General features: G+C 63.9%; 22 protein-coding genes and 1 pseudogene. 10 read left to right on the top strand and 13 right to left on the bottom strand.

What is annotated here, in order from left to right; translation table 11 throughout:
* Window positions 1–229: 229 nt before the first annotated feature.
* Together NKH16_RS32790 and NKH16_RS32785 are read right to left on the bottom strand one after the other, a co-directional pair.
* Window positions 230–2,005 (bottom strand): tetratricopeptide repeat protein, encoded by a 1,776-nt coding sequence (locus NKH16_RS32790; protein ID WP_352878594.1) that lies wholly within the window; start codon window positions 2,003–2,005, stop codon window positions 230–232.
* Window positions 2,006–2,215: 210 nt separating this feature from the next.
* Window positions 2,216–2,821: a TetR/AcrR family transcriptional regulator gene (locus tag NKH16_RS32785; RefSeq protein WP_352903607.1), complete on the bottom strand. Its 606-nt coding sequence runs from the start codon at window positions 2,819–2,821 to the stop codon at window positions 2,216–2,218.
* A gap of 104 nt (window positions 2,822–2,925) precedes the next feature.
* Between NKH16_RS32785 and NKH16_RS32780 the strand changes: the two genes are divergently transcribed.
* Entirely contained in the window at window positions 2,926–4,359 is a 1,434-nt protein-coding gene (locus tag NKH16_RS32780; protein WP_352903605.1) for an MFS transporter, read from the top strand.
* Window positions 4,360–4,385: 26 nt separating this feature from the next.
* On the opposite strand, the gene NKH16_RS32775 is transcribed toward NKH16_RS32780, so the two are convergent.
* Window positions 4,386–5,402 (bottom strand): polyprenyl synthetase family protein, encoded by a 1,017-nt coding sequence (locus NKH16_RS32775; RefSeq protein WP_292663011.1) that lies wholly within the window; start codon window positions 5,400–5,402, stop codon window positions 4,386–4,388.
* Between the two features lie 160 nt (window positions 5,403–5,562).
* On the opposite strand from NKH16_RS32775, the gene NKH16_RS32770 reads away from it, so the two are divergent.
* The 6 genes from NKH16_RS32770 (at window position 5,563) to moaB (ending at window position 9,257) form a co-directional block, all read left to right on the top strand.
* Window positions 5,563–5,787 carry a putative signal transducing protein gene (locus NKH16_RS32770; protein WP_023674082.1) on the top strand — a complete coding sequence of 75 codons (225 nt, stop codon included), beginning with the start codon at window positions 5,563–5,565 and terminating at the stop codon, window positions 5,785–5,787.
* Entirely contained in the window at window positions 5,787–6,587 is an 801-nt protein-coding gene (locus NKH16_RS32765; protein WP_352878585.1) for a tRNA1(Val) (adenine(37)-N6)-methyltransferase, read from the top strand. Before NKH16_RS32770 ends, NKH16_RS32765 begins: the two co-directional genes overlap by 1 nt.
* An 87-nt stretch (window positions 6,588–6,674) precedes the next feature.
* On the top strand, window positions 6,675–7,532 hold the full coding sequence (locus NKH16_RS32760; protein WP_031211037.1) for a S49 family peptidase: 858 nt from the start codon (window positions 6,675–6,677) through the stop codon (window positions 7,530–7,532).
* Window positions 7,533–7,613: 81 nt separating this feature from the next.
* Entirely contained in the window at window positions 7,614–7,799 is a 186-nt protein-coding gene (locus tag NKH16_RS32755; protein ID WP_023674078.1) for a membrane protein, read from the top strand.
* A gap of 26 nt (window positions 7,800–7,825) precedes the next feature.
* Window positions 7,826–8,728, top strand: coding sequence for a 4-(cytidine 5'-diphospho)-2-C-methyl-D-erythritol kinase (locus tag NKH16_RS32750; RefSeq protein ID WP_352903609.1), 903 nt, complete (start codon window positions 7,826–7,828; stop codon window positions 8,726–8,728).
* Window positions 8,715–9,257 (top strand): molybdenum cofactor biosynthesis protein B, encoded by a 543-nt coding sequence (moaB, locus tag NKH16_RS32745; protein ID WP_352456849.1) that lies wholly within the window; start codon window positions 8,715–8,717, stop codon window positions 9,255–9,257. Before NKH16_RS32750 ends, moaB begins: the two co-directional genes overlap by 14 nt.
* 33 nt (window positions 9,258–9,290) lie before the next feature.
* Here moaB and NKH16_RS32740 read toward each other — a convergent pair whose 3' ends face one another.
* Both NKH16_RS32740 and NKH16_RS32735 read right to left on the bottom strand, forming a co-directional pair.
* Window positions 9,291–10,265 carry a phytanoyl-CoA dioxygenase family protein gene (locus NKH16_RS32740; protein ID WP_352903602.1) on the bottom strand — a complete coding sequence of 325 codons (975 nt, stop codon included), beginning with the start codon at window positions 10,263–10,265 and terminating at the stop codon, window positions 9,291–9,293.
* A 188-nt stretch (window positions 10,266–10,453) separates the two neighbouring features.
* A complete protein-coding gene (locus NKH16_RS32735) occupies window positions 10,454–10,957 on the bottom strand; it encodes a glycosyltransferase (RefSeq protein WP_292664385.1) in 504 nt (167 codons plus the stop codon).
* A 151-nt stretch (window positions 10,958–11,108) separates the two neighbouring features.
* Here NKH16_RS32735 and NKH16_RS32730 point away from each other — a divergent pair, with 151 nt between their 5' ends.
* Together NKH16_RS32730 and rnhB are read left to right on the top strand one after the other, a co-directional pair.
* Window positions 11,109–12,263 (top strand): PA0069 family radical SAM protein, encoded by a 1,155-nt coding sequence (locus NKH16_RS32730; RefSeq protein ID WP_352903601.1) that lies wholly within the window; start codon window positions 11,109–11,111, stop codon window positions 12,261–12,263.
* A gap of 165 nt (window positions 12,264–12,428) precedes the next feature.
* Entirely contained in the window at window positions 12,429–13,124 is a 696-nt protein-coding gene (rnhB, locus tag NKH16_RS32725; protein ID WP_352903599.1) for a ribonuclease HII, read from the top strand.
* 244 nt (window positions 13,125–13,368) lie between these two features.
* Here the strand turns inward: rnhB and NKH16_RS32720 are convergent.
* The 8 genes and pseudogenes from NKH16_RS32720 to NKH16_RS32685 all read right to left on the bottom strand — a co-directional run.
* A pseudogene (locus NKH16_RS32720) lies at window positions 13,369–13,507 on the bottom strand (ATP F0F1 synthase subunit B); the annotation flags it as partial.
* 821 nt (window positions 13,508–14,328) lie between these two features.
* The gene (locus NKH16_RS32715; RefSeq protein WP_023674071.1) at window positions 14,329–14,820 is read right to left on the bottom strand and encodes a F0F1 ATP synthase subunit B; all 492 of its coding nucleotides are present in this window, start codon (window positions 14,818–14,820) and stop codon (window positions 14,329–14,331) included.
* Window positions 14,821–14,830: 10 nt separating this feature from the next.
* Entirely contained in the window at window positions 14,831–15,406 is a 576-nt protein-coding gene (locus tag NKH16_RS32710; RefSeq protein ID WP_352449932.1) for a F0F1 ATP synthase subunit B, read from the bottom strand.
* A gap of 81 nt (window positions 15,407–15,487) precedes the next feature.
* Window positions 15,488–15,712, bottom strand: coding sequence for a F0F1 ATP synthase subunit C (locus NKH16_RS32705; protein WP_006206606.1), 225 nt, complete (start codon window positions 15,710–15,712; stop codon window positions 15,488–15,490).
* 67 nt (window positions 15,713–15,779) lie between these two features.
* Window positions 15,780–16,538, bottom strand: coding sequence for a F0F1 ATP synthase subunit A (locus tag NKH16_RS32700; RefSeq protein WP_352501993.1), 759 nt, complete (start codon window positions 16,536–16,538; stop codon window positions 15,780–15,782).
* A gap of 70 nt (window positions 16,539–16,608) precedes the next feature.
* Window positions 16,609–17,007, bottom strand: a complete 399-nt coding sequence (locus NKH16_RS32695; RefSeq protein ID WP_352903597.1) for an AtpZ/AtpI family protein — start codon at window positions 17,005–17,007, stop codon at window positions 16,609–16,611.
* Between the two features lie 255 nt (window positions 17,008–17,262).
* Window positions 17,263–18,447 carry a cell wall hydrolase gene (locus NKH16_RS32690; protein ID WP_352750497.1) on the bottom strand — a complete coding sequence of 395 codons (1,185 nt, stop codon included), beginning with the start codon at window positions 18,445–18,447 and terminating at the stop codon, window positions 17,263–17,265.
* Between the two features lie 107 nt (window positions 18,448–18,554).
* Complete coding sequence (locus tag NKH16_RS32685) at window positions 18,555–19,874, bottom strand: MFS transporter (protein WP_352743413.1); 1,320 nt, start codon at window positions 19,872–19,874, stop codon at window positions 18,555–18,557.
* Window positions 19,875–19,994: 120 nt separating this feature from the next.
* Here NKH16_RS32685 and NKH16_RS32680 point away from each other — a divergent pair, with 120 nt between their 5' ends.
* Window positions 19,995–20,915, top strand: coding sequence for a LysR substrate-binding domain-containing protein (locus NKH16_RS32680; protein ID WP_352743415.1), 921 nt, complete (start codon window positions 19,995–19,997; stop codon window positions 20,913–20,915).
* The last annotated feature ends 208 nt before the right edge of the window (window positions 20,916–21,123 follow it).

The raw sequence follows: 21,123 nt of genomic DNA, 5'->3' as shown, positions 1-21,123 counted from the left end.
CAAGCTTCTCACCATTCTCAACGCTATCGTCCGGGATCAAAAACCGTGGCAAACAACTTGACAGCCAAGACAGTCGCTCTCCCCTTGTGGGAGAAGGTGGCCGAGCGAAGCTCGGTCGGATGAGGGGTGTTCCAGCTTGGCACCGACGGCAATCCGTCCGACACCCCTCAACCGTCTCGGCGCTGCGCGCCGATCCACCTTCTCCCACAAGGGGAGAAGGAAAGAAGGGTCACCCCTTAGGGGCGGGCGCCGGCAAGGGCTTTACGTTCGGGGTTTCCTGCGCCGTGTTGGATTCGATCGGCGGCAGGCCTTTCATCAGCTTTTGCTGCAAGGCGGCAAGCACATCCGGGTCCGGCTTCAGGTCGCGGGCCTGGTTCCACTGGAAGGTGGCTTCCAGCTTGCGGCCGACGCGCCAGTAGGCGTCGCCGAGGTGATCGTTGAGCACCGGATCCTCCGGCTTCAACGAAACGGCGCGTTCCATTTCGCGCACCGCGTCGTCGAACTGGCCAAGGCGGTAATAGGCCCAGCCCAGCGAATCGACGATGTAGCCGTCGCTCGGCCTCAGGTCGACGGCCTTCTGGATCATCGCGAGGCCTTCCTTGAGGTTCATGTTCTTGTCGACCCAGGAATAGCCGAGATAGTTCAGGACCTGCGGCTGGTCGGGGTAGAGCTCCAGCGCCTTGCGGAAATTCGGCTCGGCCTTCGGCCATTCCTTCAGCCGCTCATAGGCGATGCCGCGCTGGTAGAAGATGTTCCAGTTGGCGGCGGTCGGCGTCTTCAGCACCTCGACTGCCTTGTCGTAAAGATTGGCGGCGGAGCGGAAATCCTCCTTCGAGGAATAGACGCCGCCGAGCGCCAGATAGGCGCGCATGTCGTCTGGATGCGCATCGACGATGGCCTTGAGGTGAGTGATCGCCTCGTCGTTGCGGTCGAGATCGGCAAGGTTGAGGCCAAGCTGCAGGTCCGAAAGCTGCTTCAGCGGCGAGCCGGCGGGAATGCGGCGATAGAGCGCGATGGCGCCCTCGCCGTCTTTCAACTGCTCGGCAACGGCGGCAAGCTGAACGAGCGCCGCGTCGTTGTCGGGCCGCAGCGCCAGGGCATATTGCAGATAAAGCCGCACGAACGGCTCGCCGCCGCCGCGGTTGAGCGCGGTGGCGAGATCGAGCAGGATTTCCGAGGCGCCGTCCGACGGACCGGCAACGAAGGGCTCGATCTTTTCGCCCTTGTTGATCTTGTCGCGAAGGGACGCAATCTCGACCTTGCCGGGCGCAAACGCCTCGGCCTTGTCGAGCACCGACAGCGCCTTGGCCTTGTCGCCTTTGCGGGCGAGGAAAGACGCGTAGGCCTGCGCGTTGCGCATCCATGTCTCGGGGGCCGCACCGCCGGCGGCGGTGTCCTGCACGGTGGCGGTGTAGAGCGCATCCGCCCTGTCGGGCAGGCCGGAGGCGTCGGCAATCAAGGCGCGGTGGAAGGACTTGAACAGGCTGAACCAGTCGGGGCCTTGCAGCTTGTCGATGGAAGCCATGGCCTCGCCGGCGTCACCCGCACCCTGCTTGGCCCAGCCGGTCATGACGCCTGAGATCAGCCGGTCGAGATCGGATTCGAGCGACAGCTTGAGCCAGTATTCGGCCTTGGAGAAATCCTTCTTGTGGAAGGAGTCGATGGCCAGCGCCAGGCGCGAGAAGCGCTCGACATCGGGAACCGCCTTGAGCTTGTCGGCATAGACCAGGGATTCGTCGAAGCGCCCCTGCGCGATCAGCGACAGCATCAGGCTCTGCTGCAGTCCCGTATCGTTCGGATCGAAGGCAAGCGCCTGCTTGTAATAAGAAATGGCGCTGTCGAGGTCGTTGTCGCCGTCGGCAATCCTGGCGGCGAGATAGGCCCCCGAGAAGGATGTGATCCTGACCGGCTCGGCGGTCTGTTTGGCATGCGCCGGCAAAGCCGAGATCGCCATGCCCGTCGCGATTGCCAGCCCCGTCAGCCAGCGCGCATATCCTTGCCGCATCATATCCCTTTCAGCCAAACGCCATCTCCGCGTCAGCGGGATCGCACTAGACTCGATCTTTACAGGAAAAGCATGGCCTTTTTGGGGTCGTGCTTCAACCCGGCCCGAATTCACAATCGGGCCAAGCAATTAATAAACCATGCCGAAAGAGGTCGCACGACCGCATTGCGACAATTCGGCAATGGGAAACCGGCGTCACGGCCCCGAACCTCAGGGTGCTTGCGAAAGGCTTGCGTCGAGCGCCTGCATGGCGACGGTGACAAGATCGTGCAGCCGCTTTTTCGGCACGCCGTCGCGTGCCTGCACCGAAAGGCCGTGCAGCAGCGTGGCGTAATAATCCCCCAACGTCTCGGCGTCGGCGTCCGGCTTCAATTCGCCATCGCGCACCGCCTGCTTCAACCGCTCGACGATCGATGCGGTACGCGCCAGCCGATGCTCCGCCAGCCATTGCAGCACGGCGTCATTTTCGACGGCGCAATTGGTCGCGGCCGTCACCACCATGCAGCCCTGCGGCTGCCCCGGCCGCGTATAGATTTCGACGGCGTCGCGAAGCATGCGCTCGATGACGCGCCGGACATTTGGTTCTTCCTGCAGTGCGCGTGTGGCGAAGCCGCCCTCATTGGCCTCGTAAAGTGCCACCGCTTCGCGAAACAGATCCTCCTTCGAGCCGAAGGCGGCATAGATGCGCGCCGATGCGAGACCAAGCGCCGATACGAGATCGGCCATCGAGGTGCCCTCGTAGCCGCGTCTCCAGAAAGCGTCGCGGGCTTTCTCCAGCGCCTGGTCGCGGTCGAACTCCCTTGGCCTTCCCGCCATGGCGGTCTCCAATTTTTGTCGATCAACAAATAATCCGCTTGACTTCGGATTGCAAATCTCAATTCTTTGTCGATCATTAAATAATTGTCGACAAGGAGACCGGCATGAGTTCACTGGATCAAGGCGCGCCGCTCGGGGCGATAACGCAGGGAGCAAGCAGGGCGAAACATGGCGCAACGCTGGCGCTGCTCGCCTTCGCGCAGCTCATCATCTCGCTCGACCTCAACATAGTCTTCGTGGCGTTGCCGGAGATCGGCGCCGGCCTCGCATTTTCAGGCCAGACCCTGCAGTGGGTGGTCAGCGCCTACACCGTCTTCACCGGCGGCTTCCTGCTGTTCGGCGGCCGGGCCGCCGACCTGATCGGCCAGCGCCGCGTCTTCATCTTCGCGCTCTGGCTCTACGCGCTCTCATCTCTGGTCGGCGGCCTCGCCTGGTCGCCGGAAATCATCATCGCGGCCCGCGCCGTGCAAGGCATCGGCGCCGCGTTCCTGTTTCCTGCGACGTTGTCGCTGATCAACCGCCTGTTCGCCGAGGGACCGGAACGCAACCGGGCGCTCGCCGTCTGGGGCGGCGCGGGCGCCAGCGGCCTGACGCTCGGTTCGCTTGCCGGCGGGTTTCTGACCAGCGCCTTCGGCTGGCCGTCGGTCTTCTACGTCAACGTGCTGTTGGCCGGGATCGCCATCATCGCGGCTTTCGCCATCATCCCGCGCGATCGCAAGCGGCACGAGCAGCGCAGCTTCGATCTGCCGGGCGCGCTGACCGTCACCGCCGGCGCGACGCTGCTTGTCTTCACCCTGGTTCAGGGGCCCGAATATGGCTGGGGCTCTGGCGCAATCATCGTCAGCGCAGCACTGGCGGCATTCTTCCTGATCGCCTTCACCGTGATCGAGGCCAACAGCGCCGACCCGCTGATGCCGCTGCGCCTGTTCCACAACCGCAGCCTCGTCGCCGGCATGACGATAACCTTCCTCTACATGGCCACTTTCGGCGCGCTGCCCTACTTCCTCACCGTGCTGCTGCAGAACGTGCACGGCTTCACTGCCTTGCAGACGGGCCTCGCCTTTCTCGTGCCGTCGGTCGCCATCGCCACCGGCACGCAAGCCGGCGAGCGTCTGGCGACGCTCTTTTCGACGCGCAGCACGCTGGTCGGCGGCATGATCGTCGGCGCGGTCGGCACAGCATTGATGGAATCAGGCGCGACCGCGGAGAGCAGCTATCTGGCCCTCGTACCTGGCCTGATCGTCTCCGGCGTCGGACAAGGCATCGTCTGGACCGCAATGTGGATTGCCGCCGCTTCCGGCGTTGCCCATGACCAGCAAGGCGTCGCCTCGGGGATGGCTTCGACGACGCTCAATGTCGGCAACGCCATCGGCATGGCCGTGCTGATTGCGATTGCGAACAGCCAAATCGGCGAATTGTCCGGCAATGCGTTGAAAATTGCCGTCGCCGACGGCATCCAGGTCGCCTTCTGGCTCGCGGCGGCGGGCATCGTCGTTAGCCTGCTGGCAGCAATGGTTCTTCCGGCAAAGGCTCGATGAGAACAAGCGCGGGGCGCCGATGCCTGTCAATTCACCCGGCTGATGCAGAAATCGATGACGTCGATCAGCGCCGATTTCTGCGGCGTCGCCTCGAGCGGCGCCAGCGCGTCGCGGGCGATCTCGCCGAAATGGCGGGCGCGCCCGATGGTGTCGGCAATCGCGCCATGGCGGAGCATCAGGCCGATGGCCTTCTCCAGCCCGGCATCGTCGGCGGCATTGTCCTCGATGGCGCGTTTCCAGAAGCTGCGCTCGGCCTTGGTGCCGCGCCGATAGGCGAGGATCACCGGCAGCGTGACCTTGCCCTCGCGAAAATCGTCGCCGACATTCTTGCCGAGATCCTTGCTGGTGCCGCCGTAATCCAGCGCGTCATCGATCAGCTGGAAGGCAAGGCCGAGATTCATGCCGTAGGAGCGGAGTGCTGCGCGATCATTGCGCGTCGCCTGAGCGATGACGGGGCCGACCTCGGCGGCGGCCGAAAACAGGGCCGCGGTCTTGGCCTTGATCACCGCGAAATGCTCATCCTCGGTGGTCTCGAGGTTTTTTGCGGCAGCGAGCTGCATCACCTCGCCTTCGGCGATGACCGAGGCCGCGCTCGACAGGATATCGAGCGCTTCCAGCGAGCCGACATCGACCATCATGCGAAAGGCTTGGCCGAGCAGGAAATCGCCGACCAGAACACTGGCCTGGTTGCCCCAGATCATGCGTGCCGTCTTCTTGCCGCGCCGCATGCCGCTTTCATCGACAACATCGTCGTGGAGAAGTGTCGCGGTATGCATGAATTCGACCGATGTGGCGAGCTTGACATGGCCGTCGCCGGAATAGCCGAACATCTGGGCCGCGGCGAGCGTCAGCATCGGCCGCAGCCGTTTGCCGCCCGACGAGATCAGATGGTTGGCTATCTCCGGAATCATCTCGACATCGGAGCCGGCCTTCGACAGGATCAATTTGTTGACGCGCCCCATGTCGGCCGCGGTCAGGTCGATGAGGTCCTTTATCGAGGCGGCTTCGCGCTTCCCGTTTTCAATGTTGAGAACGACACCCACGGCAAAACTCCCAACCTCGATATGCACGACGGCAACATGGTCCCTGGACAGACTCTAGGGTGTCACCCACCGGCGCGGCAAGAGGCGAATTGGCGCGCCGGCTCTGGTACATGATCACGCCTACGTTTACATCAACGCCGCAAACTGCGAGTTTCATCCGATGATAGAGCTCATCCGCACCAACGACGCCGTCATCATTTCGTTTGTCGAATCGCTGATGCGCGATGCCGGCATCGGCTGTTTCGTCGCCGACCAGAACATGAGCGTCCTCGACGGCTCGATCGGCATCCTGCCCCGCCGTGTCATGGTGGATGCCGACAAGGCCGATGCGGCGCGGCGCATCCTGACGGATGCCGGCATCGCCAACGAGATCCGCCAAAAATAATGTCCGCGTCGCCCGCTGCCCTTGTCCCGGACATGCCGGCTCATACGGTCGATGCCTTTCATCGCGGTCGCTTCTGGCTGGTGCAGCCGAGAAAGGCGGGCCACCGCGCCGGCATGGATGCGATGATGCTGGCGGCTGCCGTGCCGTCCTCCTTCGCCGGGCGGCTTGCTGACTTTGGCGCGGGTGCCGGTGCCGCCGGCCTGGCGGTACTGTCGCGCTGCCCCGCTGCAGAGGCCGTGCTTGTCGAGCGTTCCCCGGAAATGGCGGCCTTCGCCACAACCACGCTTGCCCATCCCGGCAATGCGCATCTCAGCGACCGCGCCTCGGTGCTCGTCGCCGATGTCACGCTGTCGGGCCGGGCGCGAACGGCCGCCGGCCTCGAGGACAACAGCTTCGATTTCGTCATCATGAACCCGCCGTTCAATGCCGCCGAGGATCGCGCGACGCCCGATCCGCTGAGAAAGGCCGCGCACGTCTCGGAGGACGGGCTGTTCGACAGCTGGATCCGCAGCGCGGCCGCGGTGGTCAGGCCGGGCGGCGGGCTGGCCGTCATCGCCAGGCCGGAACAGCTCGGCGCCATCCTCGATGCTATTGCCGGCCGCTTCGGCGACGCCGAGATGCTGGCCGTCCACCCTCGCCCCGAGGCGGCAGCGATCCGCATCGTCGTCCGGGCAATTCTCGGCGCACGCGGCAAACTGTCGATCCGACCGCCGCTGATGCTGCATGCCTATTCAGGCAATGGCCCCTCGGAACGGGCAGAGCTGATCAATAACGGGCTGGCGTCGCTGTTCGGAGACTGATCCATTTTGATTGCCGGCGTGACGGCATTGCCGTTGGCCGGCGAATTCCTACATGCCTCAAGCAAATCGACCGGAGACCGCCCCCTCGTGAAACGCCTTTTCAACCGCCTGCTGCCGAAATCCTGGCGCTCCGCCGTCGTCACCATTCCGGTCATCCGCCTGCACGGCACCATCATGCCCGGCGGCGGCCAGTTCCGGCCGAGCCTGTCGCTCGCTTCCACCGCCGGCCTTCTCGAAAAGCTGTTTTCCTTCGACGCGCCGGCGGTCGCCATCTCGATCAATTCGCCAGGTGGTTCACCGGTGCAGTCGCGGCTGATCTTCAGGCGCATCCGCGACCTGGCGAGCGAGAAGAACAAGAAAGTCCTGGTTTTCGTCGAGGACGTGGCGGCCTCGGGCGGCTACATGATCGCGGTCGCCGGCGACGAGATCTTTGCCGACCCGTCCTCCATCGTCGGCTCGATCGGCGTGGTGTCGGCCTCGTTCGGCTTTCCAGAGCTGTTGAAGAAGATCGGTGTCGAGCGCCGCGTCCACACCGCCGGCCAGAACAAGGCGGTGCTCGACCCGTTCAAGCCGGAAAAGAAGGAAGACGTCGAGCGCCTGAAGGCGCTGCAGCTCGAGGTCCACGAGACCTTCATCGATCTCGTCAAGGACAGGCGCGGCAGCAAGCTCAAGGACGATCCAGACCTGTTCACCGGACTTTTCTGGACGGCCAAGAAGGGTCTCGAACTCGGGCTGGTCGATGCGCTCGGCGACATGCGCAGCGTGCTGAAGAGCCGTTTCGGGCCGAAAACCCAGCTCAAGCTGATCACCGCGCCGCGCGGCCTGTTCGGCCGCTTCGGCCTGTTCGGCTCGAGCTTTTCGGCGCCCGATATTGCCGCCGCCGCTGCAAGCGGCGTCATCGATGCAGCGGAAGAGCGCGCGCTGTGGGCGCGCTTCGGGCTTTGAAAAGCCGGTGAAAGCGTCTAGCATAAATCATCAACCGACCCGACCGGCCGCCTTGCCGGCCTTGCGAGGGAGGAGTTTGACATGCCGCAGATCATTTTCTTCGCCGTCGTCGGCATTGCCGCCTATTTCGGCTACCGCTCCTTCGTCAGGGAAGCCGAGCGTGTGACCGCCAAGGTGCGGCGTACCGAAAAGCAGGCCGCCAACGGTACAATGGGAACATTGGTCAAGGACCCGAAGACCGGCGAATACCGTCTGGCCAAGGATTGACCGTCGTCCCCCTCGCGGCCGAGCCAGTGAACGCCGAGGCCAGCATCCGGGCGTCGCATGCGCACGGCAAGATAAATCTCGCGCTGCACGTCACCGGCCAGCGTGCCGACGGCTATCACACGATCGAAAGCCTGGCTGTGTTCACGCGCTTCGGCGATCGCATCGAAACGGAGCTTGCCGACAGCGATGGGTTTTCCGTGTCCGGCAAATACGCCTCCGCGGTGCCGGTCGACGACAATAATCTGGTGGTGAGAGCGCGCGATGCACTGCGGCGCGAGGCCGGTCCCCAGCACGCACCGGCTGTCGCCATCAGGCTCGAAAAGAACCTGCCGGTCGCGTCCGGTGTCGGCGGAGGGTCGAGCGATGCGGCGGCTGTGCTGCGCGCCCTGGTCCAGACCTGGGGACTTGATGTCGGCGATGCCGAACTGGCGCGGATCGGCCTGTCGCTCGGCGCCGACGTGCCGATGTGCCTCGCAGCCAGACCGCTGATAGCCCGCGGCATCGGCGACGAGCTGACGCTCGTGCCGGGTTTCCCGGCGCTGGGTCTGGTGCTCGTCAATCCCGGCACTGCCGTCTCGACGGCCGACGTGTTCGAGGCGCTTGGCCGCCGCGACAATGCGGGGCTGCCGCCGCTGCCGCACAGCCTCGACTTCCACAGCATCCGCAACTGGCTGGAGATCACCCGCAACGATCTCGAGCCTGCGGCGCGTGCAATCCAGCCCGCCATCGGCAAGGCGCTTTCCGTGCTGAACAAGGCCGGAGCCGGTTTTGCCAGGATGTCCGGCTCCGGCGCCACCTGCTTCGGGCTGTTCGAGACCGGCAATGTGGCCAAGCGCGCGGCCGTCGATATTCGCAGCCGCCATCCCGACTGGTTTGTCGCGGCGACGCGAAGCGTGACATCGGAGGTTGATGCCCATGGCCAGGATTGACGAGAGCCGCCCCTTCGTTCCCGTGCGCATCGCGGTACTGACCGTTTCCGATACGCGCAGCCTCGCCGACGACAAATCCGGGCAGACGCTGGCCGACCGTATCGCCGAGGCCGGCCATGTCCTGGCCGCCCGCGACATCGTCACCGACGACCGCGACAAGATCCGCGACAAGGTCCTGGGCTGGTCGAAGGACGATGCGATCGATGTCGTCATCACCACCGGCGGCACCGGCTTCACCGGCCGCGACGTGACGCCGGAAGCGCTGGAGCCGATCTTCGAAAAGCGCATGGACGGCTTTTCCGAAGTGTTCCACCGCATCTCCTACGACAAGATCGGCACTTCGACGATCCAGAGCCGGGCAACCGGCGGCGTCGTCAACGCCACCTTCGTCTTCGTGCTGCCGGGCTCGCCCGGCGCCTGCAAGGACGCCTGGGACGGCATTTTGAAGCCGCAGCTCGACTATCGGCACATGCCCTGCAACTTCGTCGAGATCATGCCGCGGCTGGACGAGCATTTGCGGCGCGGCTGAGACGAACCGAGGTATCAGCCAAGCGACCTCGGTTTAGCGAATGACCGGCTCGCCGTGAAAACGCCGGCGCGACGGCGGCGAGACGCCGAAGCCAACCTCCATCATCAGCCGCGGCGTGCGCGTCGGCACGGTGCCCATATGGAAGCCGAACGGATCCTCGACAAAGCCGAGGCCGGCCGGCCCGGTCAGCGTGACCGGGCTCTGCTCGCCGTAGACGCCCAGCACCTCTTCCGCCGAATGGCCGACCAGCAGCGTCAGCTGATGCTTCAGGATGCGGCGGTTATGGGAGCCGCGGACATAGACATGCGGCCCAGTGTCGGCGTCGACCGGCACCAGGTAGAAAAAGAACTTCAGCATGCGCCAGTCGTCGAGGTCGAAATGGTATTTGCCGAGCGAGGCCATGTTCTTGTCGGCGTCCGAGACGCCACCGGTCGGAAAGCTCCACCAGACGCGGGTCGTGATCAGCTTGGCCTGGCTGCCGAGATAGTGCGCTGCGATATCGAGAAGCAGCGGATCGCGCTGCACGGCGACCGCAGCGTTGCAGTCGAGGACCCGTTCGAAATAGTGACCGCTGAGCAGCGGGCGGCCGAAATGCTTTTCGGCATCGGCGTGTTTTTCGGGCAGGAATTCCAGCCGGCGGTCGAAATTGCCGAAGCATGGCGTGCGCTCGGCGAAGCGGGCGATCTCCTCATGGATGGCGGCCGGCAGCATCAGGCCCGAATAGAGCCCCTCGGTGCGCAGCGCGCCGACGACGGCATCGCGGTCGACGCCGGCGAACATCGTTTCACCGACATTGCGCGCCGGCGGAACGGGCTTTGCACTGCGCCAGTGCAGCCGCCGCGCCGGCATGGTGCGGGCCAGCATGAACATCGGCAGCCATGCCGGATTCTCGCGAAGGTCGGAAAGATAGGTCGGGATGCGGGCGGCGATGCGGCGCAGCGTGCCGCCGTTTCGTGCGATCGCCTCGAGGCTTGCAGCGCCGGACTTGTCAGGGCTTGAAAGGGTCATCGGGGTCCTCAAAATGTCGATGGAACAGCATCGACGTTAGTCGTCGCCGCTCCGGCACACCCCAAACCCTATTCGCCCATATCGCCGGGAATGGTAACCCCCGGCCAGATTTTGTGCAATGCACAATAAACGACGACCCGCCAGAAAATGTGCTTGGGCGGAGTTCCCATAACCGGGACGGTAAGCTGTCACTTCCGCGGCGCGACCCAGATCTCGGCGTGGAGCCTCCTGGTCGCCAGGCCGCGGGCGATCGCTTCGGCGCTGCGGGCATTCTTCGACAGCGCGGCGGCCTGACGCTTGCTGATCACCAGGCCTTCGGCGAGAGCGCGATTTCCGGCAAAGACGCGCGACAGGAACGGCGCGCGGCTGCCGCGTGCCCGCGAGAACCGCGCCGCCATGGTTTGCCTCGCCGTATGGGCGACGACCTCGTCGATCCAGCCCTCTCCCAGCCGCGCTCCCGGTTCGAGCAAAAGCAGCCAGTCGCCCTTGGCCTGCCTGATGCCGGCGGCGATGCCGCCGCTGACATAGTGGCAGCCGGCATGTTCGGCGACGCGGTGCGTCTGATCGGTCGAGCCGGTGTCGCAGACGAGAACGTCGCGCACCACGCCTTCGACCGCGCCGCCGATCAGCGAGGCGAGCGTGCGGGCAAGGCCCTCCTCGTCATTCAGGGTTTCGATCAGGACGCTGAGCATGTTTAGCCGAATAGCGGAAAGCGGTGGGCAGCGCCAGTTTTTGCGGCGCGCCGCGAGAAAGTTCTTGCTTTGTTCTCATCAATGCGATAGGAATACATTCATGAGCAGAGCGATTCGACAGCGGGCGGACAGTCCCTGGGAAAGGGCCAAAATGGAACAGATCGTGCGTGCCGACATTGCCGCCTTCGGCGCTGGCAGGGCCGAGATGGCGAATGCGATGATCGAGCAGAGCGGCATGCGCGTCCGTCCCGACCGCAATCGCGGCAGGTCGGCGGGCATCAATCCGTCCGGCCGTTTCGAGCCGGTCAGCCGGCACGTGTTCGACGACGGCTGGAATTCGCTGGAGGAGCTGCCGCCCTTCAAGACCGAGGTACAGGTCGAGAAGCCGCGCACCATCATCACCCGCAACGAATCGCCCGATATCTCCTTCGACCGCTCGATCAATCCCTATCGCGGCTGCGAACATGGCTGCGTCTATTGTTTCGCGCGGCCGACGCACAGCTTCATGGGGCTGTCGCCGGGGCTGGATTTCGAATCGAAGCTGTTTGCCAAGCCGGATGCGGCGCGGCTGCTCGACAAGGAATTGTCCAGGGATAATTACCAGCCGCGCACCATCGCCATCGGCACCAACACCGATCCCTATCAGCCGATCGAGAAGCAATACCGGATCATGCGCGAGATCCTCGAAGTGCTGGAGGCGCGCGGGCACCCGGTCGGCATCGTCACCAAATCGGCGCTGGTGACGCGTGACATCGACATTCTGTCGCGCATGGCCGAACGCGGGCTGGCCAAGGTGGCGTTGTCGGTGACGACGCTCGACCGCATGCTGGCGCGCACCATGGAGCCACGCGCGTCGATGCCGACCAAGCGGCTGGAGGCGATCAGGCAGCTTTCGGACGCCGGCATACCGGCCTCGGTGATGGTCGCGCCGATCATCCCCGGACTGACCGACCCGGAAATGGAGCGCATCCTCGATTCGGCGCAGGCAGCGGGCGCGCGTGAAGCCGGCTATGTGCTGCTGCGCCTGCCGCTGGAGGTCGCGCCAATCTTCAAGGACTGGCTGCTGCGCCATTATCCCGACCGCTATCGCCACGTCATGTCGCTGATCCGGTCGATGCGCGACGGCAAGGACTACGATTCGGAATGGGGCAAGCGCATGAAAGGCTCCGGCCCGTATGCCTGGCAGATCGGCCGGCGCTTCGAGATCGCCGCCAAACGGCTCGGCCTCAATGCCGAGCGGCGCTCGCTCAGGACCGACCAGTTCGTCCCCGCAACCAAGGCAACCGAGCAGCTGATGCTGCTGTGACAAAGCGTCTTGCGCCAGCCGCTTGAAGCGGTCGGCAACAGGCAAAAATCCCGTCCGGCCTGTCCTGTCCCCGGGCTTGCAGACGGTAGCCCCTCCTGGTCCGGTGCCCCGCCCGACCCGGAGGGACTTGCGGAGAATCGGAGCCGATGCGAACCTCGCCGCACCATGGCTCGCCCGCGTTCCGATTCTCCGCTTCTCTTCGAAATCGTCGAGAAACCCGACTTCTCGTTCGAGACGAGGGCGATGGCCGAAGGCCTGTGGCCGGTGGCGGGGATGGACGAGGCCGGCCGCGGCCCGCTCGCCGGACCGGTGGTGGCGGCAGCGGTGGTGCTCGATCCAGCCAACATCCCCGACGGCCTCGACGATTCCAAGCGGCTGACGCATTTGCAGCGTGAGGCGCTGTTCCTGAAAATCCTCGGCTCCGCGCTCGCCATATCGATGGCGTCGGTCAGCGCCGAAGGCATCGATGCCTCCAACATCCTCAAGGCCAGCCTGGAGGCGATGCGCCGTGCAGTGGCCGGCCTGTCAATCCGGCCGAAGCTGGCACTGGCCGACGGCCGCGACGTGCCGCCCGGCCTGCCCTGCGAGGGCAAAGCACTGATCAAGGGCGACCAGCGCTCGCAGTCGATCGCCGCAGCCTCGATCGTCGCCAAGGTGATGCGCGACCGCATGATGTGCGGCTGCGGCAGCCATCATGCGCGTTACGGCTTCGAACTGCATATGGGCTACGCCACTGTGCGCCATCGCACGGCGATCGATCTGCATGGACCAGTGGCGCGGCTGCACCGCGCCTCCTTCGCGCCGTTCCGGTTCGGCGGCACCGAGGTGCTCGAGGAAGAGGGTTTTTCGGGTTTGGATTGAGCGATTCGGTGTGATCTCCCCCCTCGAGGGGGAGATGTCGCCAAAGGCGACAGAGGGGGTCGGTACGTCCTGGCGCGACGCCATGCGGGACGAAAGAGAAGGCTGGCGCTTCACGCGCGGCGACCCCCTCTGGCCTGCCGGCCATCTCCCCCTCAAGGGGGGAGATTACGCGCTTGGCCGCTTTCGCTAACAAAAAAGCCGCCAGGTTTCCCGGGCGGCTTCGATGACTTGTAGATGCAGCCGTTCAGTCCAGCTTCGACTTCAAATCCTGCAGTGAGGCATTGAACAGGTCGGCGCCGGCCTTGGCGTCGATCTTGCCGGCCAGCAGCGCGCGCGGCTTCGACGGCGATATCGACTGCGCTGGCACGCACTTCGCCCATCGCCTCACAATCGGCCTTCTACCTTTTAAGTCTTCGTCGCAGCATCACAATATGTAATTAAACTCATCTAAAGAGCAATCGGTGAGCTTTACGCTCACATACCATTGAGGCTTGCGGGGTTAGATATCCGTCGTGGTCGGTTGATTTACTCACACCAACTCCACATGCGACAGAAATGTCAGTATCCGACGAAAGCAAAATAACGTGAAACGTACTCCCGGAACCTTGCTGTTCCGCAAATTGCGTAGTTCCAACGGAAATCGTTCCTACGGTAAAGTTGTTCCTGTCAATTCGAATCAATACTTGGTTAAATGCAAACAATAGCACTATTAATGTTACACATGATATCACAATGGCTAGCAGTAAAAAAAAGAATCTCTTCATAGTCATTTATGCCGACACGCCACATCTGGCTTTGACGTCTGCAGGATTCCATTGCGCCAGAGCCATTCGTGCGGTTTCCCTGGGCCAGATCCCCAGCAATGCAGCGCCGAGAATGCGCCCGTTGTCATTTTTGGTCTCATCGATACCGAGGGTCTGCGCCGCAATGGCATTTAACGTATCAAAAATAGCAACATTCGCTAGGCGCGGATCTCCCCCCTTGAGGGGGAGATGTCGCCAAAGGCGACAGAGGGGGTCGGTACGTCCTGGCGCGACGTCATGCGGGACGAAAGAGAAGGCTGGTGCTTCACGCGCGGCGACCCCCTCAGGCCTGCCGGCCATCTCCCCCTCGAGGGGGGAGATTACGCGCTTGGCCGCTTTCGCTAACAAAAAAGCCGCCAGGTTTCCCGGGCGGCTTTCGATGAATTTCTCGACGAAGTCGCTTAATTCAGCTTCGACTTCAAATCCTGCAGCGAGGCGTTGAACAGGTCGGCGCCGGCCTTGGCGTCGATCTTGCCGGCCAGCAGCGCGCGCGCGGCTTCGACCGCGATGTCGACGGCGCTGGCGCGCACTTCGCCGATTGCTTCGCGCTCCGCCTGGCCGATCTTCTGCTCGGCCAAGGCGGTACGCCGGGCGACATAGTCCTCGGTCTTCTTGTGCGCCTCGGCGGCAAGCATGTCGGCTTCGCGCTTGGCGGCGGCGACGATGGCCGCGGCCTCCTGCTCGGCTTCCTTGCGCTTGCGCTGGTATTGGCCAAGCAGTTGCTGGGCCTCTTCGCGCAACCGGCGCGCTTCCTCGAGCTCGCTGCTGATCTTGTCGGCGCGGGCATCGAGCGCCTTGGCGATCATGCCCGGCACCTTGATGTAGATGGCGATGCCGAGGAAGATTACGAGGGCAACCGTTGCCCAAAGCGTCGCGAGAGATGTGGCGTCCATGATGCGCTCCTCACCCGGCCACGGATTTGACCGCGGCCGCGATTTCGGCCTTGCTGGCCTTGCCGCCGACAAGCGCTTCGACGATGGCCGATGCGGTGTCCTCGGCGATCGTGCCGACTTCCTTCATGGCATTGGCCTTGATGGAAGATATACGCGCCTCGGCCTCGCCAAGCTTCTGGTCAAGCGCTGCCTCGATCGTCTTGCGGGCAGCCTCGGCTTCCGCCTTGGCCGCATCGTTGGCCTGCTGGCCGATCGCATTGGCCTTGCCCTTGGCTTCCGCCAATTCCTGCTCATAGGCGGCAACGGCGGCATCGGCCTCGCTTTTCAGCCGGGCAGCATGATCGAGATCCTGCGTGATGCGGTCGTTGCGCACGTCGATGATGCCGCCAACGCGCGGCATCACCACCCGTTTCAAGAAGAGATAAAACAGCCCGAAGGTGATTGCCAGCCATAGAAGCTGCGAGGGGTACGTCGCCGGATTGAATGGCGGGAACGTGCCGTGCGCCTCGGCAGGCACGCCGGTGCCAGCGCTGCCGCCTTCGACGGCGGGCGCGGACTCTTGCGCAAAGGCAGATGTCACGAACATGGACTATCCCCGAAATTCAGGCCCGCCGCAGGATCGCGGCCTGCCTGTTCAATTCTTGCCAATGTTCAGCCGAACAAGCATTCAGCCGAACAGGGCGAGAAGCGCGATGAGAAGCGAGAAAATACCCAGCGCTTCGGTCACGGCGAAGCCGAAGATCAGGCGGCCGAACTGGCCGTCGGCGGCCGACGGGTTGCGCAGCGCGCCCGCCAGATAGCTGCCGAAAATGTTGCCGAGGCCAATGCCCGCGCCGCCCATGCCGAGGCATGCGATGCCGGCACCGATGTACTTTGCTGCTTCTGCGTCCATTTGTTCAACTCCTTTGGATCTAAAATTCCGTTGCAAAATCGATCCGGCGGCAATGCCGGAAACCTTGTCAGTGCCCGGGATGCAGGGCGTCGTTGAGATACATGCAGGTCAGCACCGCAAAGACGTAGGCCTGCAGGAACGCGACCAGCAGCTCCAGCGCCGTCAGCGCCACGGCCATCGCCAGCGGCAGAACCGAACCCGCCACGCCGACCGCGCCGAGCGCGCTCAGGCTGACGACAAAGCCCGAGAACACCTTCAGCGTGATGTGACCGGCGAGCATGTTGGCGAACAGACGAACCGACAGGCTGACCGGACGCGAGACGAAGGAAATCACCTCGATCAGCACCACCAGCGGCAGCAGGTAGACCGGCACGCCATGCGGGACGAACAGCTTCAGGAAGCCAAGGCCGTGCTTGGTGAAGCCGTAGACGAGGACCGTTCCGATCACCAGCGCAGCGAGGCCGAAAGTGACGATGATGTGGCTGGTGATGGTGAAGAAATACGGGAACAGGCCAAGCAGGTTGGCGACAAGCACGAACATAAACAGCGAGAACACGAAGGGGAAGAACTTCATGCCTTGCGTGCCCGCCGCGTCCCTCAGCATATTGCCGACAAATTCATAGGCCATTTCCGAGACCGACTGAAGGCGGCCCGGAACCAGGCTGCGGCTCGAAGTGCTGAGGTAGAGAAACGCCGATGCGACAGCGACCGTCGCAAGCATGAACAGAGCCGAATTGGTGAAAGACAGGTCGTAGCCGCCGATGTGAATCGGAATGATCGGATGGATCTGGAACTGGTGGATCGGATCGACCTTGTCAGCAGCCACTTTAAATCCCCATCAAAGCCGCAGACGGCTTCAGCATTCTGTTCAATGCGCCGGCATGCGGCGCCTCAATTCATTCTTTCGGATCGCGCGGTTTGTCGCCCGTTCCGAATTCCGACACAAGCCCGGCTGAACGCAGGACGTTGAGCACGCCGGCGACAAAACCCAGCAGCAGCCCGACTATCAGACCCCATGGCGATGTCCCCGCCACGCGATCGATAAACCAGCCGAGAGCCGCACCGACCACTATCCCGGCGATGAACTCGCTGGACAGCTTGAGCGCCTGGCCGTACCCGGCCACACTGCCCGTTTTCGCGTCGCCTTTCCCCTCGAGCCGGTCCGGCCGCCTTGTCGCAAGCGATGCTTCAAGGTCGCGCCGGCGGCGCTCAAGATCGTCGTCGCGGATGTCGGCTTCATGCTGCTTGCCGCGGCCGGTTTTGCCGGTTCCGTCTGGCCCATTCTTGTCGGCCACGCAACCCCCCTGCCCGGTCAGACCGTCACCGTCCGTCCGCTTCTTAAAGTCGCCGGCAACATAGTTAGAGGGTCCGCGCCCGTCAAGCCACGGGCAGACGTTCAAGCTCAAGTATTTTTTTGTTATAAATCAGCTACTTGCTCGGGTGCGACATCGTGCCCGACGCGGCCTCTGGCGGGCTGCGGCCGAATCCCTACGGCGACGGGCCTTCGATCGGCCGCTCTCGCGCGAAAGATGCAAGGGCTGCCCGAGCGCTCAGCTCCAGCCGCCGCCATAGGTGCGGTAGAAGATGTGCAGGCCGATCCTGGTCATTTTCTGCATCGTCCGCGCCCAGCCCGGATGGACGTAGTTGGCGTAATAATGGGTCGACGAGCCGACTTCCGGAATGAAGATCTTGCCGGCTGTGACGGCCATGGCGACATCCTGTGCGGTCTGGTAGGCAGCGTGGTTGTCGATGCGCTTCTTCCTGCCGTCGCAGGCGAAGGAAAACTGGCAGCGGTTGAACCAGTTGTCGTTCTGGTAGACGACGCCGCAGATCGAGTTCGGATAGGTCGGGTTGCGGACGCGGTTGAGGATGACCTGAGCGACGGCGGCCTGGCCGCGCACGGATTCGCCGCGCGCCTCGAAATAGATGCCGTTGGCGAGACAGGCCTGCTCCGGTTTGGAAAAGACGCTCGCCGGCAGCGGCGTCTGCATCCAGGAATGATCGCCCTTACTCAGCGGCGGAATGAAGCGGCCGTCGTTTGGGTCCTCGTCCTGCAGCAAGGCCTCGAAGGGCGACGCCTGTGCATAATCGGGAGCCGACGAGGCGTAGGCGGTCGCCAGCACGTCGGGATGATCGTTGTTGACCAGCGCGGCAAGCATCGCCGGTACGCCGGGATCCGGCTTCTTGTCGATGCGCGTGTGGAAGGCGGCGGCGATCTGGATTTCCTTGCCTTTGATCTCGGGCTTGGCGAAAGCCATCCTCAGGCCGCTGTCCATGCTTGGGCGGAGCAGCGAGGAGGTGCGCTCGAAGATCGAGCCGGCATTGAAGTTTTTCGGCGGCGAGACGGGCGAGACCTGGATGATGCGGCCCTTCTTGTCGGCACGCGTGATGCGGTTCTCGTCCGGCGTCGTGCCGGCGATGCTGCCCTTGCCGCGAAACGAGACGGAGCCGATGCCGGGCAGTTGGACACCGGAGCCGGAGAGCGAGCCGGTGCTGCTGGAATCGAGGAAGGGCATTTCGGCGGCGTGAACGGAGCCGGCGACGGATTTCTCGACATAGGCGTTCCAGCGGACGCTCGGCGCCTCCAGGCCGGAGACCAGGCTGGTCATGTCCTGATAGGCAGCGACCGTCGGAAAGCCGATCCAGATGCCAAGGCCAATAACGAGGGGAGACAGGAAGGAACGCTTTTTCTCACCGGCGGCGGCGACAAGCCGCGTCAAAACACGTCGATGCACGGAACTCTCCAGAAACGCGACGGACCCCACTGGAGAGCTACAATGATGCATTAACCTTGATGGGGCGTTAACAGCTTAGAACGTTGTTTTCCCATCTCGTGTCGAAGTCAGGCGCTTTTGCGGCCATCGCTTGACGGAAGAAAGATCGGCCAGGCGATCAGCGCGCAAATAGCCGCACCCAGCCAGACGCCTGCCCACGAGCAGAGCACGAGAAGCCCGGGAATGGCGATCGGCACCAGGAAGAAGGCAATGAAGACCAGACTGTTGGCGAGGCCGAGCGCCGTTCCGGCCTGGCTGGCGCCGGCCAGCGTCGCAAGCTCGGTGTAGGCAACGCCATGCCAGGAGGAGACGCAGATACCGGCCACGACCAGCACCGCAACGATCGCCGGCGACAGCATCGGCGCTTGGCCTGACAAGAATTGGGCCGAAAACAAGACGAGCGCCGCAAGCACGGTGAAGGCGGCCACGCTCAGCATGCTGCACAGACGCAGGAACGACCGGCGGTTGCCGTGACGGTCGGTGTAGCGGCCGCTCCAGACGCGCATGACCATGGCGCCGACCTGCACGGCAGCCAGGCTGGCGCTGATCACGGCTGTTCCCATGCCGGCGAAATCATGCAGGAACACGGAAGCAAATGTAAGCACCGCCACCTGCGGAAAGCAAAGCAGGCCGATGGCTGTTGCGATGCGCCAGACGGCCGGGTTGCGCAGCGGCGCCGGGCCGGCCGACAATGCCATGCTGCCCGAATTGGCATCGTCATGCGCCGGCGGCTGATGCAGCCAGCGCCAGGCGAGCGAGGTCGAGACCGCGGATGCAGCCGCCAGAAGTCCGAAGACCGCCGTGAAGCCATGGGCTGAAGCGAGCGACGGCAGCACGAGCGCGCCAAGCCCGCCGCCAAGCGGCACCGCCGTCTGCCTGATGCTCATGGCAAAGCCGCGCTCGCCTTCGCCGAACCAGGCCATGATGGCGCGGCCGCTGGAGCCGTTGACGCTGCCGCCGAGCAATCCGGTGACCAGCAAGGCAGCGGCGAGAAGCGCGATGCCGGGAATATGGGCCAGTGACGGCACGACCAGCGCGGCCATGACGAGCAGCCAGACCGCGGTTGCGCCGAGCCCCGTCAGCAGCACGCGGCGGTCGCCCCAGCGATCGGTCAGCAGCCCCCACGGCAATTCGCTCAGCGCCACGCCCAGGCCGAGAAGGCCAAGCGCCAGGCCGAGTTCGCCATTGGAGAGATGATAGCCCGAGCGCAGGAACACCGCCGTCGCCGGAATGCCGGAGAAGGTCGCGGAAAAGCAGGCATTGGCGGCGACGCCGATGCCCAGCACCTTCCAGCGATGATTGGCTCGAAGCACCGCCGCCTCTGACGGGGTGGTAACGGCGGCCGGGCGAAGCGGTTTGCAATCTGCTCGTGTGGCGACAGCGGACATGGTTCAGCTCCTGCATGGGTCGGCTGCATTCGGTCTTGACGCGCTCTCTCTACCGCCATAGCTTCGTACTGAATATCAGGAAGTTTTTGACGTAATGTCCCGAATATCAGGATTATTGGCATGCGACGCGTGACATTCGATCTCGACGTCCTGCGCAGCTTCGTTACCGGGATGGAGCTGGGCAGCTTCGCCAAGGCCGCCGACCGGCTCGGCCGCTCGACCTCGGCAATCAGTGCGCAATTGAAGAAGCTGGAGGAGCAGGCGGCGACGCCGATCTTCCGCAAATCTGGGCGTGGCCTGGCGCTGACGGACGCGGGCGAGACCATGCTCGGCTACGCGCGGCGGCTGATCGAGCTCAATGACGAGGCCGCCTCCGCCATCCACGATGTCGAGCTGGAGGGTTGGGTGCGGCTTGGGCTACAGGAGGATTTCGGCGAGGCGGTGCTGCCGGAGGTGCTCGGGCGCTTCGCCCGCGCCCATCCCAAGGTCAAGATCGAGGCCAGGATCGCACGCAGCCATGAGCTTGCCGAACGGATCGTTTCGGGCAGCCTGGATATCGCGCTTGCCTGGCACAATGGCGCGACGCTGCCTTACAGCCGGCATGTCGCCGACGTCCAGATGCGCTGGATCGGCCCGGCAAGACAGATCGAAACCAGCTTGCGCGAAGGCGAGCCGTTAGCGCTGGTGGCGCTCGAGGCGCCGTGCCTGCTGCGCAGCGTGGCGACTGAAACGCTGGACCGTGCCGGCCTGTCATGGCGGATGGCCTTCTCCAGCCCGAGCCTTGGCGGCATCTGGGCAGCCGTCGCCGCCGGACTCGGACTGACGATCCGCACCGATATCGGCCTGCCGGCCACCGTCAGGGCGATGACGCCGGAGATCGCCGGGCTGCCCGCCTTGCCCAAGATGGCGCTGTTCCTGCATCGCAAGGAGGCCGAGCCCGACGCGGTCGCGGCGCGGCTTGGCGACATCCTGCTGCAGGCAGCGCTGGAAGCGTTGCCGCAAGGTGCGCGGATGGATGAGGGGCTAAGAGACGTCGCTTAGGTTTCGACAAGACAGTTTTGAGGCGACGTCGCAAGACTTCCGAAGGCACAGCGATCCAGAACCGCACATCCTGCGTCGAATTTCTTCACACCCCCCTCTGTCCTGCCGGACATCTCCCCCTCAAGGGCAGGGGAATCGCATATGGCGATTTTGGGGTTGAGTTTAGGCTGAGAAAGGATTCTTTGGAGAGGCAGTTGAGCGAAGGAGC

This window comes from Mesorhizobium sp. M1307 (assembly GCF_040318155.1).
Lineage (GTDB): Bacteria > Pseudomonadota > Alphaproteobacteria > Rhizobiales > Rhizobiaceae > Mesorhizobium.
Note: the sequence above shows the minus strand (reverse complement) of the source record. Positions and strands in the feature narration are given on the sequence as shown.

Excerpts from the sequence above, each read along its gene's own strand:
- NKH16_RS32790 (WP_352878594.1), bottom strand. The coding sequence starts at position 2,005 with ATGCGGCAAGGATATGCGCGCTGGCTGACGGGGCTGGCAATCGCGACG.
- NKH16_RS32785 (WP_352903607.1), bottom strand. The coding sequence starts at position 2,821 with ATGGCGGGAAGGCCAAGGGAGTTCGACCGCGACCAGGCGCTGGAGAAA.
- NKH16_RS32780 (WP_352903605.1), top strand. The coding sequence starts at position 2,926 with ATGAGTTCACTGGATCAAGGCGCGCCGCTCGGGGCGATAACGCAGGGA.
- NKH16_RS32770 (WP_023674082.1), top strand. The coding sequence starts at position 5,563 with ATGATAGAGCTCATCCGCACCAACGACGCCGTCATCATTTCGTTTGTC.
- NKH16_RS32765 (WP_352878585.1), top strand. The coding sequence starts at position 5,787 with ATGTCCGCGTCGCCCGCTGCCCTTGTCCCGGACATGCCGGCTCATACG.
- NKH16_RS32755 (WP_023674078.1), top strand. The coding sequence starts at position 7,614 with ATGCCGCAGATCATTTTCTTCGCCGTCGTCGGCATTGCCGCCTATTTC.
- moaB (WP_352456849.1), top strand. The coding sequence starts at position 8,715 with ATGGCCAGGATTGACGAGAGCCGCCCCTTCGTTCCCGTGCGCATCGCG.
- NKH16_RS32740 (WP_352903602.1), bottom strand. The coding sequence starts at position 10,265 with ATGACCCTTTCAAGCCCTGACAAGTCCGGCGCTGCAAGCCTCGAGGCG.
- NKH16_RS32735 (WP_292664385.1), bottom strand. The coding sequence starts at position 10,957 with ATGCTCAGCGTCCTGATCGAAACCCTGAATGACGAGGAGGGCCTTGCC.
- NKH16_RS32730 (WP_352903601.1), top strand. The coding sequence starts at position 11,109 with ATGGAACAGATCGTGCGTGCCGACATTGCCGCCTTCGGCGCTGGCAGG.
- rnhB (WP_352903599.1), top strand. The coding sequence starts at position 12,429 with ATGGCTCGCCCGCGTTCCGATTCTCCGCTTCTCTTCGAAATCGTCGAG.
- NKH16_RS32715 (WP_023674071.1), bottom strand. The coding sequence starts at position 14,820 with ATGGACGCCACATCTCTCGCGACGCTTTGGGCAACGGTTGCCCTCGTA.
- NKH16_RS32710 (WP_352449932.1), bottom strand. The coding sequence starts at position 15,406 with ATGTTCGTGACATCTGCCTTTGCGCAAGAGTCCGCGCCCGCCGTCGAA.
- NKH16_RS32705 (WP_006206606.1), bottom strand. The coding sequence starts at position 15,712 with ATGGACGCAGAAGCAGCAAAGTACATCGGTGCCGGCATCGCATGCCTC.
- NKH16_RS32685 (WP_352743413.1), bottom strand. The coding sequence starts at position 19,874 with ATGTCCGCTGTCGCCACACGAGCAGATTGCAAACCGCTTCGCCCGGCC.
- NKH16_RS32680 (WP_352743415.1), top strand. The coding sequence starts at position 19,995 with ATGCGACGCGTGACATTCGATCTCGACGTCCTGCGCAGCTTCGTTACC.